The 15,031-nt window shown below is 70.4% G+C and carries 15 protein-coding genes; all 15 read left to right on the top strand.

The window, feature by feature from the left end; genetic code table 11:
- The first annotated feature begins 20 nt into the window (after nucleotides 1–20).
- The 15 genes from AC1ROY_RS31585 (at nucleotide 21) to AC1ROY_RS31515 (ending at nucleotide 14,870) form a co-directional block, all read left to right on the top strand.
- Nucleotides 21–821: a DUF72 domain-containing protein gene (locus AC1ROY_RS31585; protein WP_493152923.1), complete on the top strand. Its 801-nt coding sequence runs from the start codon at nucleotides 21–23 to the stop codon at nucleotides 819–821.
- A gap of 41 nt (nucleotides 822–862) precedes the next feature.
- Nucleotides 863–1,213 carry an ArsR/SmtB family transcription factor gene (locus AC1ROY_RS31580; protein WP_493152922.1) on the top strand — a complete coding sequence of 117 codons (351 nt, stop codon included), beginning with the start codon at nucleotides 863–865 and terminating at the stop codon, nucleotides 1,211–1,213.
- On the top strand, nucleotides 1,210–1,656 hold the full coding sequence (locus AC1ROY_RS31575; RefSeq protein ID WP_493152921.1) for an SRPBCC family protein: 447 nt from the start codon (nucleotides 1,210–1,212) through the stop codon (nucleotides 1,654–1,656). Before AC1ROY_RS31580 ends, AC1ROY_RS31575 begins: the two co-directional genes overlap by 4 nt.
- Before the next feature lie 24 nt (nucleotides 1,657–1,680).
- The gene (locus AC1ROY_RS31570; protein WP_493152920.1) at nucleotides 1,681–2,160 is read left to right on the top strand and encodes a DUF1579 domain-containing protein; all 480 of its coding nucleotides are present in this window, start codon (nucleotides 1,681–1,683) and stop codon (nucleotides 2,158–2,160) included.
- A gap of 4 nt (nucleotides 2,161–2,164) precedes the next feature.
- Nucleotides 2,165–3,244 carry a WD40/YVTN/BNR-like repeat-containing protein gene (locus AC1ROY_RS31565; protein ID WP_493152919.1) on the top strand — a complete coding sequence of 360 codons (1,080 nt, stop codon included), beginning with the start codon at nucleotides 2,165–2,167 and terminating at the stop codon, nucleotides 3,242–3,244.
- 4 nt (nucleotides 3,245–3,248) lie between these two features.
- Nucleotides 3,249–3,512 carry a MoaD/ThiS family protein gene (locus tag AC1ROY_RS31560; protein ID WP_493152918.1) on the top strand — a complete coding sequence of 88 codons (264 nt, stop codon included), beginning with the start codon at nucleotides 3,249–3,251 and terminating at the stop codon, nucleotides 3,510–3,512.
- 89 nt (nucleotides 3,513–3,601) lie between these two features.
- Nucleotides 3,602–5,170, top strand: coding sequence for a phosphoric/sulfuric ester hydrolase PehA (gene pehA, locus AC1ROY_RS31555; protein ID WP_493152917.1), 1,569 nt, complete (start codon nucleotides 3,602–3,604; stop codon nucleotides 5,168–5,170).
- 14 nt (nucleotides 5,171–5,184) lie between these two features.
- Complete coding sequence (locus AC1ROY_RS31550) at nucleotides 5,185–6,726, top strand: ABC transporter substrate-binding protein (protein ID WP_493152916.1); 1,542 nt, start codon at nucleotides 5,185–5,187, stop codon at nucleotides 6,724–6,726.
- Nucleotides 6,726–7,958, top strand: a complete 1,233-nt coding sequence (locus AC1ROY_RS31545) for an alkaline phosphatase family protein (protein ID WP_493152915.1) — start codon at nucleotides 6,726–6,728, stop codon at nucleotides 7,956–7,958. The genes AC1ROY_RS31550 and AC1ROY_RS31545 overlap by 1 nt, the downstream gene beginning before the upstream one ends.
- Nucleotides 7,955–9,571: an ABC transporter substrate-binding protein gene (locus AC1ROY_RS31540; protein WP_493152914.1), complete on the top strand. Its 1,617-nt coding sequence runs from the start codon at nucleotides 7,955–7,957 to the stop codon at nucleotides 9,569–9,571. The genes AC1ROY_RS31545 and AC1ROY_RS31540 overlap by 4 nt, the downstream gene beginning before the upstream one ends.
- 4 nt (nucleotides 9,572–9,575) lie before the next feature.
- Nucleotides 9,576–11,129 (top strand): ABC transporter substrate-binding protein, encoded by a 1,554-nt coding sequence (locus AC1ROY_RS31535; RefSeq protein WP_493152913.1) that lies wholly within the window; start codon nucleotides 9,576–9,578, stop codon nucleotides 11,127–11,129.
- Nucleotides 11,122–12,090: an ABC transporter ATP-binding protein gene (locus AC1ROY_RS31530; protein WP_493152912.1), complete on the top strand. Its 969-nt coding sequence runs from the start codon at nucleotides 11,122–11,124 to the stop codon at nucleotides 12,088–12,090. Before AC1ROY_RS31535 ends, AC1ROY_RS31530 begins: the two co-directional genes overlap by 8 nt.
- Nucleotides 12,087–13,058 (top strand): ABC transporter ATP-binding protein, encoded by a 972-nt coding sequence (locus AC1ROY_RS31525; RefSeq protein WP_493152911.1) that lies wholly within the window; start codon nucleotides 12,087–12,089, stop codon nucleotides 13,056–13,058. The genes AC1ROY_RS31530 and AC1ROY_RS31525 overlap by 4 nt, the downstream gene beginning before the upstream one ends.
- 1 nt (nucleotide 13,059) lies before the next feature.
- Entirely contained in the window at nucleotides 13,060–13,992 is a 933-nt protein-coding gene (locus AC1ROY_RS31520) for an ABC transporter permease (RefSeq protein WP_493152910.1), read from the top strand.
- On the top strand, nucleotides 13,992–14,870 hold the full coding sequence (locus AC1ROY_RS31515; protein ID WP_493152909.1) for an ABC transporter permease: 879 nt from the start codon (nucleotides 13,992–13,994) through the stop codon (nucleotides 14,868–14,870). The genes AC1ROY_RS31520 and AC1ROY_RS31515 overlap by 1 nt, the downstream gene beginning before the upstream one ends.
- The last annotated feature ends 161 nt before the right edge of the window (nucleotides 14,871–15,031 follow it).

Raw genomic sequence — 15,031 nt, 5'->3', positions numbered from 1 at the left:
GGCGCCCCAGGGAGGGATGCATGGCCAAGGGGAAGATCCATATCGGCGTCGGCGGCTGGACCTACGAGCCCTGGCGCGGCGCTTTTTATCCCGAGGGCCTGACGCAGAAGCGCGAACTGGAATACGCGGCCGGCAAGCTCACTTCCATCGAGATCAACGGCACCTATTACGGCAGCCAGAAGCCCGCCAGCTTCAGGAAGTGGCATGACGAGGTCCCCGAGGGCTTCGTCTTCTCGCTGAAGGGCACGCGCTACACCACCAACCGCCGCGTCCTTGCCGAGGCCGGCGAATCCATCGAGCGCTTCCTCGGCAGCGGATTGCTGGAGCTGAAGGACAAGCTCGGCCCCATCAACTGGCAGATGGCGCCGACCAAGCAGTTCGATCCCAAGGATTTCGAGGGTTTTCTGAAACTGCTGCCGCACAGGTACGAGGGCCACGCGATCCGCCATGCCGTCGAGGTTCGGCATCCGAGCTTCCAGTCGCCCGACTTCGTCGCCGTCATGCGCGAACACGGCGTCGCCATCGTCACGGCCGGCGATTCCGACTTTCCGCAGATCGCCGACGTCACCGCTGATTTCGTCTATGCCCGCATCATGGGCACCAAGGAGGAGGAGAAGCTCGGCTACCCCACCGCGACGCTCACGAAATGGGTCGAGCGGGCAAAGGAATGGGCCGAGGGCAAGGCGCCCAAGGGGCTGGAGACCTTCGGCAAGCACAAGCCCGACGGCAAGCCGCGCGACGTCTTCCTCTACGTCATCAGCGGCCACAAGGCGCACAACCCCGCCGCCGCCATGGCGATGATCGAGCGCCTCGCCGAATAACCTCTTGACGCATGGATTAACCACCGCGTAATCTAAACCAAATGGTTAACCATCAGCCCGCGCAGCTCGACCGCGTCTTCGGCGCGCTCACCGACCCGACCCGCCGCGCCCTGCTCGCGCGGCTGGACGCGGAGGACGGCCTCTCCGTCTCGGAACTGGCGCGGCCCTTCGACATGTCGCTGCCGGCAGTGATGAAGCATCTCGACGTGCTGGAGGGCGCGGGCCTCATCGCGCGCCGAAAGACCGGGCGGACCGTCGAATGCCGGCTGACCGCCGCGCCCATGGAGGACGCCATGTCCTGGCTCGCCCGCTACGCGCGCTTCTGGACCGAAAGCCTCGAGCGCCTCGCCGCCTTCGTGGAGGAGAACCCTCTCGTGGAAAAGAACCCATGACCACTGCCATGCCCAGCGTCACGATCGTCCGTCGCATCAAGGCGTCGCCCGCACGCGTCTTCGAGGCCTGGACGCAGCCGGAGGCGCTGGCGCGCTGGTTCGGCCCGCATCGCACGAAGGTGGATTCCGCCGAGATCGACGCCCGGCACGGCGGCGGCTTCACCGTCCGGCTCATCGAGGACAATGGCGAGCGCCACCAGGTCTCCGGCCGCTACACGGAGTTCGAGCCGGCGCGGCTGTTGGTCTTCACCTGGGCCTGGGTCTCCACGCCCGAGCGCGAGTCCCGCGTGATGGTGACCTTCCGGCCCGTGCCGGAGGGGACCGAGGTCACGCTCATCCACGACCGCTTCGTGGATGCGCAGTCCGCCACCAACCACCGCCGCGGCTGGACGGAAAGCTTCGAGCGCCTTGCCGGGGCCTTCACCGAGGCCGACGCGGCCTGAACATCCACAGGGAGGAAACGAACCATGATGATGCCCGATCCCCAGGCGGAACACCGCTGGCTGCAGCGCATGCTCGGCACCTGGACCATGGAAGGCAGCTGCGAGATGGGCCCCGGCAAACCGCCCGAGAAGACCACCGGCACCGAGACGGTGCGCGCGCTGGGCGGGCTCTGGATCCTCGGCGAGAGCCGCGGCGAGATGCTAGGCGGCGGCGAGGCGCAGAACATCATCACGCTGGGCTACGACCCGGCGAAGGCCCGCTTCGTGGGCAGTTTCATCAGTTCGGCGATGGGCAATCTCTGGATCTACGAGGGCAGCCTGTCCGGCGAGGTGCTCACGCTGGACTGCGAGGGGCCGGACTTCGCCAATCCAGGCCAGACCGGCTCCTACAAGGACATCGTCGAGCTGGTCAGCGATGACCACCGCACGCTGACCTCGCGCATGAAGGGGCCGGACGGGCAGTGGCACCAGATCATGCAGGCGCATTACCGGCGGGTCGGCTGAGGCCATGTCCCGGCTCCTGCTGCTGCTCGGCACGAAGAAGGGCGCCTTCCTGCTGGAGGGCGACGAGCTCCGACGCGACTGGGCGCTCCGCGGCCCCTTCTGCGAGACCTGGCCGCTGAACCATGTCGTCGCCGACCCCGTGACCGGCACCATCTGGGGCGCCGGCGGCAATGAGTGGTTCGGGCCGGCCGTTTGGAAATCCACCGATCTCGGCAGGACCTGGACGCATTCCAGCCAGGGCCTCGCTTATCCCGAGGGCGAGGAGCCCGTGAAGACCGCCTGGTCGCTGGCCGTCGCCGATGGCGCTCTCTATGCGGGCGTCCAGCCGGCCGGCCTCTTCCGCAGCACCGACGGCGGCGAGAGCTGGGAGCACGTCCAGGGCCTGCGCGACCATCCCTCGCGGCCGCAATGGCAGCCGGGCGGCGCGGGACTGATCCTGCACGGCATCCTGCCGCATCCGGAGGATGCCGCGCAGATGTGGGTCGCCATCTCCTCGGTCGGCGTCTTCCACACGGCGGATGGCGGGACGAGCTGGACGCCACGCAACCGCGGCATCCGCTGCGACTACGCCCCCGAGGACCAGCGCTATCCCGAACTGGGGCAATGCGTGCACTGCCTGACCATGGCGGCCGGTGGCTCGGGCCGGCTCTATCAGCAGAACCATTGCGGCATGTACCGCAGCGACGATGGCGGGCAGAGCTGGCAGAGCATCGAGGAAGGGCTGCCCTCCAGCTTCGGCTTCCCCGCCGCGGCGCATCCGCGCGATCCGGACACGCTGTACCTGCTGCCGCTCAACGGCGACTCCCTCGGCCGCTTCATGCCCGACGCGAAGGCCGCCGTCTGGCGCACCCGCGACGGCGGGCGCCACTGGCAGGCGCTGCGTGAGGGACTGCCCCAGAAGGACTGCTATGCCGGCGTGCTGCGCCAGGCGATGGCGGTGGATGGGCTCGACCAGGCCGGCATCTACTTCGGCACCAGCACCGGCGAGCTCTACGGCAGCGCGGACGAGGGCGAGAGCTGGCACTGCCTCGCGCAGCATCTCCCGCCGATCCTCTCGGTCGAGACGCTGCGCGTCCCGGGCTGAGCGCATGGCCACCGTGATCCTCGCCGACGCGCTGGCCCGGCTCTTCCCCGGCGCGCCGCGGCAGCTCGAGATCGAGGCTGCCGATGTCGCGGGACTGCTCGATATCATGGACATCAGCTGGCCCGGCCTGCGCGACCGGGTGGCCGACTCCACGCCCCGGATACGACGACATCTCAATGTGTTCGTAGACAGCCAGAAAGCTTGTCTAGAGACGCCGATATCAGCGGATTCCGAGGTGCTCATCCTGACCGCGATGAGCGGTGGATAAGGGCCCGGTTTCACGGTTCTGAAACCGATCTGTCATCGGTTCATCGCCGCCGGGGGCTAGGCCCACGCCCGCAGATTGAGCGAGGCGTGATGACTGGACGGCGCAATGTGCTGCTGATCGTCGTGGATCAGTGGCGGGCGGATTTTCTCTCGAATCTCGGCGCGGATTTCCTGCGGACGCCGAACATCGACCGGCTCTGCCGCGAGGGCGTCACATTCCGGAACCACGTCACGACAACCGTCCCCTGCGGCCCGGCGCGCGCCAGCCTGCTGACGGGCCTCTACCTGATGAACCATCGCGCCGTGCAGAACACGGTGCCGCTGGATGCACGGCATACCAACCTCGCCAAGCAGCTCCGCAGCATCGGCTACGACCCTGCATTGATCGGGTACACGACCTCCACGCCCGATCCGCGCAGCACCGGGCCCCGCGACCCGCGCTTCACCTACCTCGGCGACCTCATGGACGGCTTCCGTAGCGTCGGCGCCTTCGAGCCGACCATGGACGGCTATTTCGGCTGGCTCGCGCATAACGGCTACGAGCTGCCGGAAAAGCGCGAAAACATCTGGCTGCCGGAGGGCGAGGACAGCGAGCCCGGCGTCACCACCCGCCCCAGCCGCATCCCGGCCGAGCTCTCCGACACCGCCTACTTCACCGAGCGCGCGCTGACCTACCTGAAGGGTGTCGGCCCGAAGCCATGGTTCCTGCATCTCGGCTACTACCGGCCGCACCCGCCCTTCATCGCGCCCGCGCCCTACCACGCCATGTACCGCGCCGAGGACATGCCGGCGCCCATCCGCGCCGAGGACTGGCGGCACGAGGCGGCGCAGCACCCGCTGCTCGACTTCTACCTGCACGGCATCAGCCAGGGCAGCTTCTTCCACGGCGCCGGCGGCGCCGCGACGGAGCTGGACGAGGCCGCCATCCGCCAGATGCGCGCGACCTATGCCGGCATGATGACGGAGATCGACGACAATCTCGGCCGCGTCTTCGAATACCTCGACCAGACGGGCCAGTGGGACGACACCACGATCATCTTCACGTCAGATCATGGCGAGCAGCTGGGCGACCATTTTCTCCTGGGCAAGATCGGCTATTTCGACGAGAGCTTCCGGATCCCGCTGGTGGTGAAGGAGCGCGGCAAGCCGCGGCGTGCGGGCGCCATCGAGAGCGCCTTCACCGAAAGCATCGACGTGATGCCGACCATCCTCGAGCATCTCGGCGGCGAGATTCCGCGCGCCTGCGACGGCCGCTCGCTGCGGCCGCTGCTGGAAGGCCCGGCGCCCGCCGACTGGCGCGACCTGCTGCATTACGAATACGACTTCCGGGACATCTTCTACTCGAAGCCGGAGAGCTCGCTGGGCCTCTCGATGGACGAGAGCAGCCTCTGCGTCGTGCAGGACGAGCGGTACAAATACGTCCACTTCGCCGCCCTGCCGCCGCTCTTCTTCGACCTCGCCGCGGACCCGCACCAGTTCCGCAACCTCGCGGAAGACCCGGCCTACGCATCGATCGTGAAGGACTACGCCCAGAAGGCGCTGTCCTGGCGGCTGTCGCATGCCGAACGCACGCTGACCCATTTCCGCGCCACGCCGCAGGGGCTGGAGGAGCGCCATCCGGCGCCATCAGCCGCGCCTCTGCGCGACGCTGCCGAATGAGCCGAGGACATCCCATGATGCGACGCCTTCTCCTCGCCGCCACCACGGCCCTGGGCTTCGTGGCGCCGGCGTTGGCACAGGACACGCGTCCCGCCATCACCGTCGCGGTGCAGGACGTGCCGCGCTCGCTCGATCCGATGACGCAGTTCGGCAATGTCGACTGGCGCGGCTACGCCAACATGTTCGACGGCCTGCTCACCATGGACTTCGCCGGCGACTTCCGGCCGCTTCCTGCGCTCGCCGAGAGCTGGCGCCGCATCGACGGCCGCACGCTGGAGCTGACCCTGCGTCAGGGCGTCACCTTCCACGACGGCAGCCCCCTCACCGCCGAGGACGTCGCCTTCACCTTCGGCCCCGAGCACATGCGCAACGAGGGCGCGCCCGGCTATGGCGTCGGCCGCACCTTCTTCAGCACCTTCGCCTCGGTCGAGGCGGTGGACGCGCGCACGGTCCGCATCACCACCGCCTCGGACGACCCGCTGATCGAGCAGCGCCTTGGCACGCTGCCCGGCAGCATCATCAGCGCGCGCGCCTATCGCGCGGCCCCCAGCTTCGCCGCCTGGAACCAGCATTCCATCGGCACCGGCCCCTACCGTGTCCGGGCCTACCGCACCGGCAACGAGCTGATCCTGGAGGCGCACGACGCCTATTGGGGCGGCCGCCCGCCGGCCCAGCGCCTGCGCTTCTGGGCGGTGCCCGAGGTCGCGGCGCGCGTGGCCGCGCTGCGCAGCAGCGAGGTGCAGATCGCCACCGACATCCCGCCCGACCAGTTCCCCGTCGTGGCGGCCGACAACAGGCTGGAGATCGTGGGCGGCGGCGTCGCGAACCACCGCGTGCTCTCCTACAACACCAACGATCCCGTGCTGCGCGACCCTCGTATCCGCCGCGCGCTGAGCCTCGCCATCGACCGCGAGACCATCGTGTCAGCGCTGTGGGAGAATCGCCTGCCGGTGACGCGCAGCCACCAGTTCCCCGCCTATCGCGAGCTCTACCTCGCCGACTGGCCGATGCCGCGCTTCGACCCCGCCGCGGCGCGCCGCCTGCTGGCCGAAGCCGGCTATCGCGGCCAGCCCATCACCTACCGCGTGCTCAACAACTACTACACGAATGAGATCGCCACCGCGCAGGTGCTGGTCGAGATGTGGCGCGCCGTCGGGCTGAACGTCGTGATCGAGGTGAAGGAGAACTTCGCCCAGATCACGGGACAGCCAGGCACCTCCATCCGCAACTGGTCCAACACCATGACGCTGCCGGATCCCGTCGGCAGCCTCTGGCGCCTGAACGGCCGCAACGGCCCGGTCCAGGGCAGCTACCGCGAATGGACCAACGCCGACTTCAACCGTGATGGCGCGATCCTGGAGGGCTCGGTCGACACTGCCGCCCGCCGCGCGGCCTGGGCGCGCATGCTGGAGATCTACGACAACACGGATCCGCCGGGCACGGTGCTGCACCAGTTCGGCCTCTTCTACGGCAAGCGCCGCGACGTGGACTGGACGCCGCTGCCGGTCGAATGGATGGATTTCCGGCCTGCCTTCCTCCGCACGGGCGCGCGCTGATGGCCGAGCGCGCCATCCTCCTGCTCATCGACGGGCTGCCGGCCGACGTCTTTGCCGAGCAGGCGTCGCGGCTGCCGCACCTCTCCGCCCTCGCCGCGCGCGGCGCGCATCTGGAACGCGTGACACCGGCCCAGCCCTCGCTCTCCTACCCCGGCCGCGGCGAGATGCTGACGGGCCGGCCGCCGGCGGAGAACGGCGTCTGGGGCAACTCGATCTTCGACGGCACGCGCTTCCGCACCGCGCAGCCGGGCGACATCGCGGTGCCGACGCTCGCCGCCGCGGTGCGCGCGGCCGGCGGCGAAGTCGCGAGCATCGGCTTCGCGCTGGTCGACCCCGACGACACCGACATGGCCTCCGACGCCTGGTGGCAGCACCTCGACGAGCAGGAGCGGGCCAACACCAAGGGTCCCTCGCCCATGCCGCTGCGGCTGCGCCACGATCCGGCCGGGCGGCTGGAAGCGGCGCTGCGCCGCATGCCATATACTTTTGGCCCACGCGCCACGATGCACGGCATGGTGCAGCCGCAGATGGTCGGCTTCGCCTGCGACATGGCGCAGGTGGACGCGGCCGCCGACCTGCTCTGCGGCGCAGCGCCGCCGCGGCTGGTGCTGACCGAGATCGCGACGCCCGACGCCGCGCTGCACTACCACGGGCTGGACAGCGCCGCGGCGGACCTCTCGATCGCCATGGCCGACATGCTGGTCGGGCGGCTGGTGCATCGGCTGGAGCAGGCCGGGCGGCTGCACGACACGCTGATCGTGGTCTCCAGCGACCACGGCCATTCGCCGATCGGCACCGCGCTCTATCCCGGCGCCATCCTGCCCGGCCGGGTCTGGGCCTCCGAGGGCGGCGCGCTGCACGTGCTGGAGCCGACGGGCGTGGATCACGATGCGCTGGCCGCCCACAGCATCCGCCCGATCGACGGCACGCATCTGCCGGTCGCGATGCAGGGCCGCGTCACCACCTTCGTCGCTCCCGAGGGCCAGGCCTTCGAGCGCCGCGCCGATGTCACCACGCCCAGCGGCGCGCCCATCGTCGTGGCGACGCACGGCAATGCGCCGGGCTCGCCGGGTGATGACGCGGTCGCCTTCCTCGCCGGCGGCGGCATGCCGCAGGGCGTGATCCCGCGCACCAGCCTGCGCGACCTCGCGCCCGCCATCCTTCACCTGCTGGGCCTCCCGCCTCTGCCCGGCACCGAACCCGCACTTCTCCCCAGGAGGGTCTTCGCATGATCTCCCGCCGTCCCCTGCTCGCCTTGCCCACGCTGCTCGCAGCCCCCGCGCTGGGGCAGTCCGACAACCGCCCCTCCATCACCATCGCGGTCCAGAAGATCAGCAACACCAACACGCTGGAGCCGCTGCGCGAGCAGTCCAACGTGGGCGAGCGCGTCTTCTACTCCTCGCTCTGGGAAGGGCTGATCGGGCGCGACTGGCTGGGCGATCTCTCCGCGCGCCCGGGCCTCGCCACCGAGTGGCGCCGCGTCTCGGATTCCGTGCTGGAGCTTTCGCTGCGCCCCGGCGTGCGCTTCCACAACGGCGACGAGATGACCGCTGAGGACGTGGTCTTCTCCTTCGGCCGCGTGCGCATGTTCGGCGACACGCTGGCGACCGCCCAGGGCCGCACCATCGCCTATGGCGAGAACATCCCGACGCCGCGCCCCGGCAAGGAGCTGCCGGCCGAGGTCCCCGCCATCGCCCGCCGCGCCTTCCCCGCGCTGGAGCGCGTCGAGGCCGTGGACCGCCTCACCGTCCGCTTCCACAACGCCACGCCCGACGTGACGCTGGAAGGCCGCCTCTCCCGCTACGGCGCCGACATCGTCAGCCGCCGCGGCTATGACGAGGCCGCCACCTGGCTCGACTGGGCGCGCAAGCCCATCACGACAGGCCCCTACAAGGTCGTCGACTATCGCGCCGATGCGGTGCTGACGCTCGCCGCGCATGACGAGTACTGGGGCGGCCGCCCGCCGATCCGCCAGATCCGTTTCGTCGAGGTGCCGGAGGTGGCGAGCCGCATCAACGGCCTGCTCAGCGGCGACTACACCTTCGCCTGCGACATCCCGCCCGACCAGATCACCGGCATCGAGCGCAACCGCGGCTTCGAGGTGCAGGGCGGCACCATCCTGAACCACCGCCTCACGGTGTTCGACAAGAACCACGCCACCCTGCGCGACCCGCGCATCCGCCGCGCCTTCACCCACGCGATCGACCGGCAGGCCATCGTGGACGCGCTCTGGGCCGGCCGCACCGAGGTACCGAAGGGGCTGCAATGGCCCTTCTACGGCGACATGCTGATCCAGGACTGGACGGTGCCACGCTTCGATCTGGCCGAAGCCCGCCGCCTGCTGCGCGAGGCCAACTACCGCGGCGAGCCCATCCCCTACCGCCTGCTCAACAACTACTACACGAACCAGACCGCGACGGCGCAGGTGCTGACGGAGATGTGGCGCGCCGCCGGCCTGAACGTGCAGATCGAGATGAAGGAGAACTGGTCGCAGATCCTGGAGCGCGGCCCCACCCGCGCCGTCCGCGACTGGTCGAACAGCGCCGCCTTCAACGATCCCGTCTCCTCGCTGGTGAACCAGCATGGGCCGAACGGCCAGCAGCAGCAGGTCGGCGAGTGGACGAACGAGGAGATGAACCGCCTCTCCGTCGAGCTGGAGAGCAGCACGGACCGCGCGCGCCGCAAGGTGGCCTTCCGCCGCATGCTCGAGATCTGCGAGCGCGAGGACCCCGCCTACACGGTGCTGCACCAGAACGCGACCTTCACGGCCAAGCGCCGCGAGACGCGATGGAAGGCGAGCCCCGCCTTCGCGATGGACTTCCGCCCCGGCAACTTCGGGAGCTGAGCGGATGTACCGTCGGTCCCTCATCGCCGCGTCCCTTGCCGCGCCCGCCATTGGCCGGGCGCAGACGGACAACCGGCCCAGCATCACGGTCGCGGTCCAGAAGGTCGCGAACAGCAACACGCTCGACATCGCGCGCGAGAACAGCAATGTCGGGACGCGGCACTTCTCCTGCTACACGGAGGTGCTGGTCGACACGGACTGGATCGACACGCTCCAGCCCCGCCCCGGCCTCGCGCTGAGCTGGGAGCGGCGGGACGCGCACAGCGTCGACGTCGCGCTGCGCCCCGGCGTGCGCTTCCACAACGGCGACGAGATGACCGCCGAGGACGTCGCCGCCTCCTTCGGGCCGGAGCGGCTGATGGGCGGCCCCTCCGGCGCCGCCGCGCGCGTGCCCAACGAGGTCCGCAACTACGGCCGCGCCGTCTATCCCGGCCTCACCACCGAGATCACCGGCCGCCACTCGATCCGCTTCATCACCGAGCGGCCCGATCCGGTGCTGGACAAGCGGCTCGGCCACCGCATCGGCATCGTCGTCAACAAGCGCGCGATCGAGGAGGCGCCGAACTGGCTCGCCTGGTCGCGCAAGCCGATCGGCACCGGGCCGTATCGCATCGCCGAGTTCCGGCCGGACAACATGCTCATCCTGGAGGCCTTCGACGAATACTGGGGCGGCCGCCCGCCGCTGCGCCGCATCCGCTTCGTGGAGGTACCGGAGGTCTCGGCGCGCATCGCGGGCCTGCTCTCCGGCGAGTACCACTTCGCCTGCGACATCCCGCCCGACCAGATTCCCGAGATCGAGCGCAACCGCGGCTTCGAGGTGCTGGGCGGCCTCATCGCCAACCACCGCTTCATCACCTTCGACAAGAACCACGCCCAGCTCGCCGATCCGCGCGTGCGGCGCGCCGTCTCGCTCTCCATCGACCGCGACGCGATCGTGCAGGGCCTCTGGTCCGGCCGCACCGAGGTGCCGCGCGGCATGCAGTTCCCCTTCTACGGCAGCATGTACCTCGCCGACTGGCCGAAGCCGCGCTTCGACCTCGCCGAGGCCCGCCGCCTGCTGCGCGAGGCGGGCTATCGCGGCGAGCCGATCCCCTACCGTCTCCTCAACAACTACTACACCGCCCAGACGCCGACGGCGCAGGTGCTGGTGGAGATGTGGCGCGCAGCGGGGCTGAACGTGCAGATCCAGATGCGCGAGAACTGGGGGCAGATCACCGCCCCCGGCGACCGCGGGCTGCGCGACTGGTCGAGCACCGTCTTCATCGCCGATCCCGTCTCGAACATGCCGAACACCTGGGGCCGGCATGGCTCCTACCAGGCGGGCGGCGAGTGGCGAAACGAGGAGGCCTTCGCCGCCGCCGACGCGCTGGAGGCCGAGATGGACGAGCCCCGCCGTCGCGAGGCGATGCGCAAGCTGCTCACCGTGCTGGAGCATGACGATCCCGCTTATGCGATCCTGCACCAGGCGGCGAACTTCACCGGCAAGCGGCGGGACATCAAGTGGAAGGCCGCGCAATCCTTCCTGATGGATTTCCGGCCGGGGAACTGGGGTGGCTGAGGCGCTGCTCTCCATCCGCGATCTCGCCGTGGCCTTCGGCGGGTCGCCGGCGCTGCGCGGCATCAGCCTCGACGTGCATCCGGGCGAGGCGCTCGGGCTGGTCGGCGAGAGCGGCTGCGGCAAGTCCGTCACCTGGCTGGCGGCGCTCGGCCTGCTGCCGAGGACGGCTGGTATCACCGGCAGCGTGACGCTCCGCGGCGAGGAGATGCTCGGCGCGAGGCCGGCCCGGCTGGACCACCTGCGCGGCGGGACCGTCGCGATGATCTTCCAGGATCCCGCCAGCAGCCTCAATCCGGTGCACCGCATCGGCAAGCAGATCGTCGAGGCGCTGGGGCTGCACCAGGATCTCTCCGGCGCCGCGGCGCGGGCGGAGGCGAAGCGCCTGCTGGACCTCGTCGGCATGCCCGATGCGGCGCGGCGGCTCGACGCCTATCCGCACGAGCTTTCCGGCGGGCAGAACCAGCGCGTGATGATCGCCATGGCCCTCGCCGGCCAGCCCGAGCTGCTGGTGGCGGACGAGCCGACCACCGCGCTCGACGTCACCATCCAGGCGCAGATCCTGGACCTGCTGCAATCGCTGCGGCGCGAGCGGAACATGGCGCTGGTGCTCATCACCCACGACCTCGGCGTCGTCGCCGAGACCTGCGAGCGCGTGGCCGTGATGTATGCCGGCCGCATCGTCGAGGAGGCGCCGGTGGATCGCCTCTTCGCCGCGCCGTTGCACCCCTACGCGCAGGGGCTGCTCGGCGCCCTGCCGCCGCTGGAGGGCGAGCGCCGGCCCCTCACTGCCATCCCCGGCGGCGTGCCGGAGCCCTGGGCCATGCCGTCCGGCTGCGCCTTCGCGCCGCGCTGCCCGCAGGCGCGGCCTGTCTGCGCCGGCGAGATCCCAGGCCTGCGCGCCATGGAGCCGGAGCACCGCGCCGCCTGCCTCCTCGCCCAGCCCGTTCTGGAGCCGGCATGAGCGCGCTGCTGGAGGCGCGCGACCTCGTGCGCCGCTACTGGATGCGCCGCGGCCCCTTCGGCAAGGCGACCGAGGTGCGCGCGCTGGATGGGGTGAGCCTCACGCTGGAGGAGGGCCGCACGCTCGGCCTCGTCGGCGAGAGCGGCTGCGGGAAATCCACCACCGGGCGCCTCGTGCTCGGGCTGGAGACGCCGGATTCCGGCAGCGTGAGCTTCGAAGGCGCGTCCATGCCGGCACCGGGCACCTCCGCCTGGCGCGCCCAGCGCGCGCGGATGCAGATGGTCTTCCAGGACCCGCTCGGCGCGCTGGATCGCCGCCTGACCATCGGCACCCAGGTGGCCGAGCCCCTCGCCATCCATGGCCAGCCTGCGGATGCCGCGCGGGTGGCCTCGCTCCTCACCGAGGTCGGCCTGCGCGAGGACCATGGCGCACGCTACCCGCACGAGCTCTCCGGCGGCCAGCGCCAGCGCGCCGTGCTGGCCCGCGCGCTCGCGACCTCGCCGGACCTGCTGGTCTGCGACGAGCCGATCTCGGCGCTCGACGTCTCGATCCAGGCGCAGGTGATGAACCTGCTCATGGAGCTGCAGGCGCGGCGCGGCATGGCGATGCTCTTCATCAGCCACGACCTGCGCGCCGTGCGGCAGGTGAGCCATCGCGTGGCGGTGATGTATCTCGGCCGCATCGTCGAGGAGGGCGAGCCGGACGCGGTGCTGCACGACCCGGCGCATCCCTATGCGCGCGCGCTGGTCTCGGCCATCCCGCATCCCACGCGGCGCGGCAAGCGCATCCTGCTGACCGGCGACCCGCCCAACCCCGCCGACCGCCCGACCGGCTGCGCCTTCCATCCGCGCTGCTCCGAGGCGATCGCCCGCTGCCGCGTCGAGGCGCCGGCGCTGCTGCGGCGCCCGCAGGACGGCCGGATGGTCGCCTGCCACCTGGCGCACAACCCCGTCGCGAAGGCCGCCTGAGATGCTGCGCTTCCTCGCCTCGCGCCTGTTCCGGGCCGCGCTGACCATCGCCATGGTCGTGACCTTCGCCTTCATCGTGCTGCGGCTTTCGGGCGATCCCGCGCAGATCATCATGGGCGCCGACGCGCCGCCCGAGGCCGTCGCCGCCTTCCGCGCCGCCTGGGGCCTCGACGACCCGCTCTGGCAGCAATATTTTCGCTACTTCGGCGCCATCCTGAACGGCGATCTCGGCCGCTCCATGCGCGACGGGCGCGACGCCATCGCCCTCGTCGCCGAGCGCATCCCGGCGACGCTGGCGCTGACCATTCCGGCGCTGCTCATCAAGCTGGCTATCGGCATCCCCGCCGGCATCGTCGCCGCGCTGCACCGGAACTCCGTCATCGACCGGCTGGTGATGGCGCTGGCCGTGGCGGGCTTCACCGTGCCCTCCTTCGTGCTGGGGCTGCTGCTGGTGCTGGTCTTCGCCGTGCAGCTGGGATGGCTGCCCTCGGGCGGGCAGGAGAGCTGGCGCCACGCCATCCTGCCGGTGATCACGCTCGGCGTCGGCGGCGCGGCGGTGCTCGCCCGCTTCACGCGCTCGGCGATGCTCGAGGTGCTGGGCCAGTCCTACATCCGTACCGCCTCCGCCAAGGGCGTGCCCTGGCGCGCCGTGGTCTGGGGACACGCGCTGCCCAATGCCGCCATCCCGACCGTGACCATCGTGGGCTTCATGGTGGGCAGCCTGATCGCCGGCGCCGTCGTGGTGGAGAGCGTCTTCTCCTGGCCCGGCGTGGGACGCCTGCTGGTGGTGGCTGTGGCGAACCGCGACCTCGCCGTCGTGCAATGCATCCTGCTGCTGGTGGCGGCGACGATGGTGGTCTCGAACCTGGTGGTGGATCTGCTCTACGGCGCCCTCGACCCGCGGCTGCGCGCCAATCCGGGCGGAGCGCACTGATGCCCGAAGCCCCCCTCCTCCCGCCACCCGTCGTCGAGGCGCCGAAGCGCGCGAAGTCCGGGCTGCCGCTGCTCGCGATCTTCGCGCTGGGCTGGCTCGCGCTGATGCTGGCCACCGCGCTGCTGGCCGATGTGATCGCGCCCTATGCCTATACCTCGCTGGACCTGCGCAACCGGCTCTCGCCGCCGATCGGCCTGGGCGGGATCTGGCTCCATCCCCTGGGCACCGACGAGCTCGGGCGGGACGTGTTCTCGCGGCTGATCTACTCCATCCGCACGAGCCTGCTCATCGCCTTCGGCGCCACGCTGATCGGCGCGGCCATCGGCACCTCGCTCGGGCTGCTGGCGGCGCATTTCCGCGGGATCGCGGAGCAGGCGGTGATGGCGCTGGTGGACTTCTCCGCGAGCCTGCCCTTCCTGATCCTCGCGCTCTCGGTGCTGGCATTCTTCGGCAACTCGCTCGGCCTCTTCGTGGCGCTGCTGGGCCTGCATGCCTGGGAGCGCTACGCGCGCATCGCCCGCGGGCTGGCCATTGGCGCCAATGCCCAGGGCTACGCCGCCGCCGTCCGCCAGCTTGGCGCCACGCCCTGGCGCATCTACGGGCGCCACATCCTGCCCAACATCGCCTCGACGCTGATCGTCTCGATGACCCTGGCCTTCCCCGAGATCATTCTGCTGGAGAGCGGGCTCTCCTTCCTCGGCCTCGGCGTCCAGCCGCCGGCGACCTCGCTGGGCTCCATGGTCGGCTACGGCCGCGAGTACCTGACGCGCGCGCCCTGGATCCTGCTCTCGCCCGCAACGGTGATCGTGGTGACGACCTTCTGCGTCTCGGCGCTCGGCGACTGGCTGCGCGACCGGCTGGACCCGACGCTGGGCTGAGCCGGAACGGACCAACCGTTCTAGGAGGCACGCGGGATCCCCCGGATAAGCTCGGCCGTCCGGGTGGAGATGATCATGAACGAGCTGCTGTCCCGCATCCTCGATGAGGTGCACGCCCGACCGGATCGCCATCGAGAAGCTGGACGGAACCGTGGTCGCCG

The sequence above is a fragment of the Roseococcus sp. GW821-FHT12F05 genome (genome assembly GCF_058806835.1).
The sequence above is the reverse complement of the archived record's forward strand: the minus strand, read 5'-3'. Positions and strand labels throughout refer to the sequence as shown.

What these genes read in the sequence shown, in the direction of transcription:
- AC1ROY_RS31585 (WP_493152923.1), top strand. Translation starts at nt 21, where the DNA reads ATGGCCAAGGGGAAGATCCATATCGGCGTCGGCGGCTGGACCTACGAG.
- AC1ROY_RS31580 (WP_493152922.1), top strand. Translation starts at nt 863, where the DNA reads ATGGTTAACCATCAGCCCGCGCAGCTCGACCGCGTCTTCGGCGCGCTC.
- AC1ROY_RS31575 (WP_493152921.1), top strand. Translation starts at nt 1,210, where the DNA reads ATGACCACTGCCATGCCCAGCGTCACGATCGTCCGTCGCATCAAGGCG.
- AC1ROY_RS31570 (WP_493152920.1), top strand. Translation starts at nt 1,681, where the DNA reads ATGATGATGCCCGATCCCCAGGCGGAACACCGCTGGCTGCAGCGCATG.
- AC1ROY_RS31565 (WP_493152919.1), top strand. Translation starts at nt 2,165, where the DNA reads ATGTCCCGGCTCCTGCTGCTGCTCGGCACGAAGAAGGGCGCCTTCCTG.
- AC1ROY_RS31560 (WP_493152918.1), top strand. Translation starts at nt 3,249, where the DNA reads ATGGCCACCGTGATCCTCGCCGACGCGCTGGCCCGGCTCTTCCCCGGC.
- pehA (WP_493152917.1), top strand. Translation starts at nt 3,602, where the DNA reads ATGACTGGACGGCGCAATGTGCTGCTGATCGTCGTGGATCAGTGGCGG.
- AC1ROY_RS31550 (WP_493152916.1), top strand. Translation starts at nt 5,185, where the DNA reads ATGATGCGACGCCTTCTCCTCGCCGCCACCACGGCCCTGGGCTTCGTG.
- AC1ROY_RS31545 (WP_493152915.1), top strand. Translation starts at nt 6,726, where the DNA reads ATGGCCGAGCGCGCCATCCTCCTGCTCATCGACGGGCTGCCGGCCGAC.
- AC1ROY_RS31540 (WP_493152914.1), top strand. Translation starts at nt 7,955, where the DNA reads ATGATCTCCCGCCGTCCCCTGCTCGCCTTGCCCACGCTGCTCGCAGCC.
- AC1ROY_RS31535 (WP_493152913.1), top strand. Translation starts at nt 9,576, where the DNA reads ATGTACCGTCGGTCCCTCATCGCCGCGTCCCTTGCCGCGCCCGCCATT.
- AC1ROY_RS31525 (WP_493152911.1), top strand. Translation starts at nt 12,087, where the DNA reads ATGAGCGCGCTGCTGGAGGCGCGCGACCTCGTGCGCCGCTACTGGATG.
- AC1ROY_RS31520 (WP_493152910.1), top strand. Translation starts at nt 13,060, where the DNA reads ATGCTGCGCTTCCTCGCCTCGCGCCTGTTCCGGGCCGCGCTGACCATC.
- AC1ROY_RS31515 (WP_493152909.1), top strand. Translation starts at nt 13,992, where the DNA reads ATGCCCGAAGCCCCCCTCCTCCCGCCACCCGTCGTCGAGGCGCCGAAG.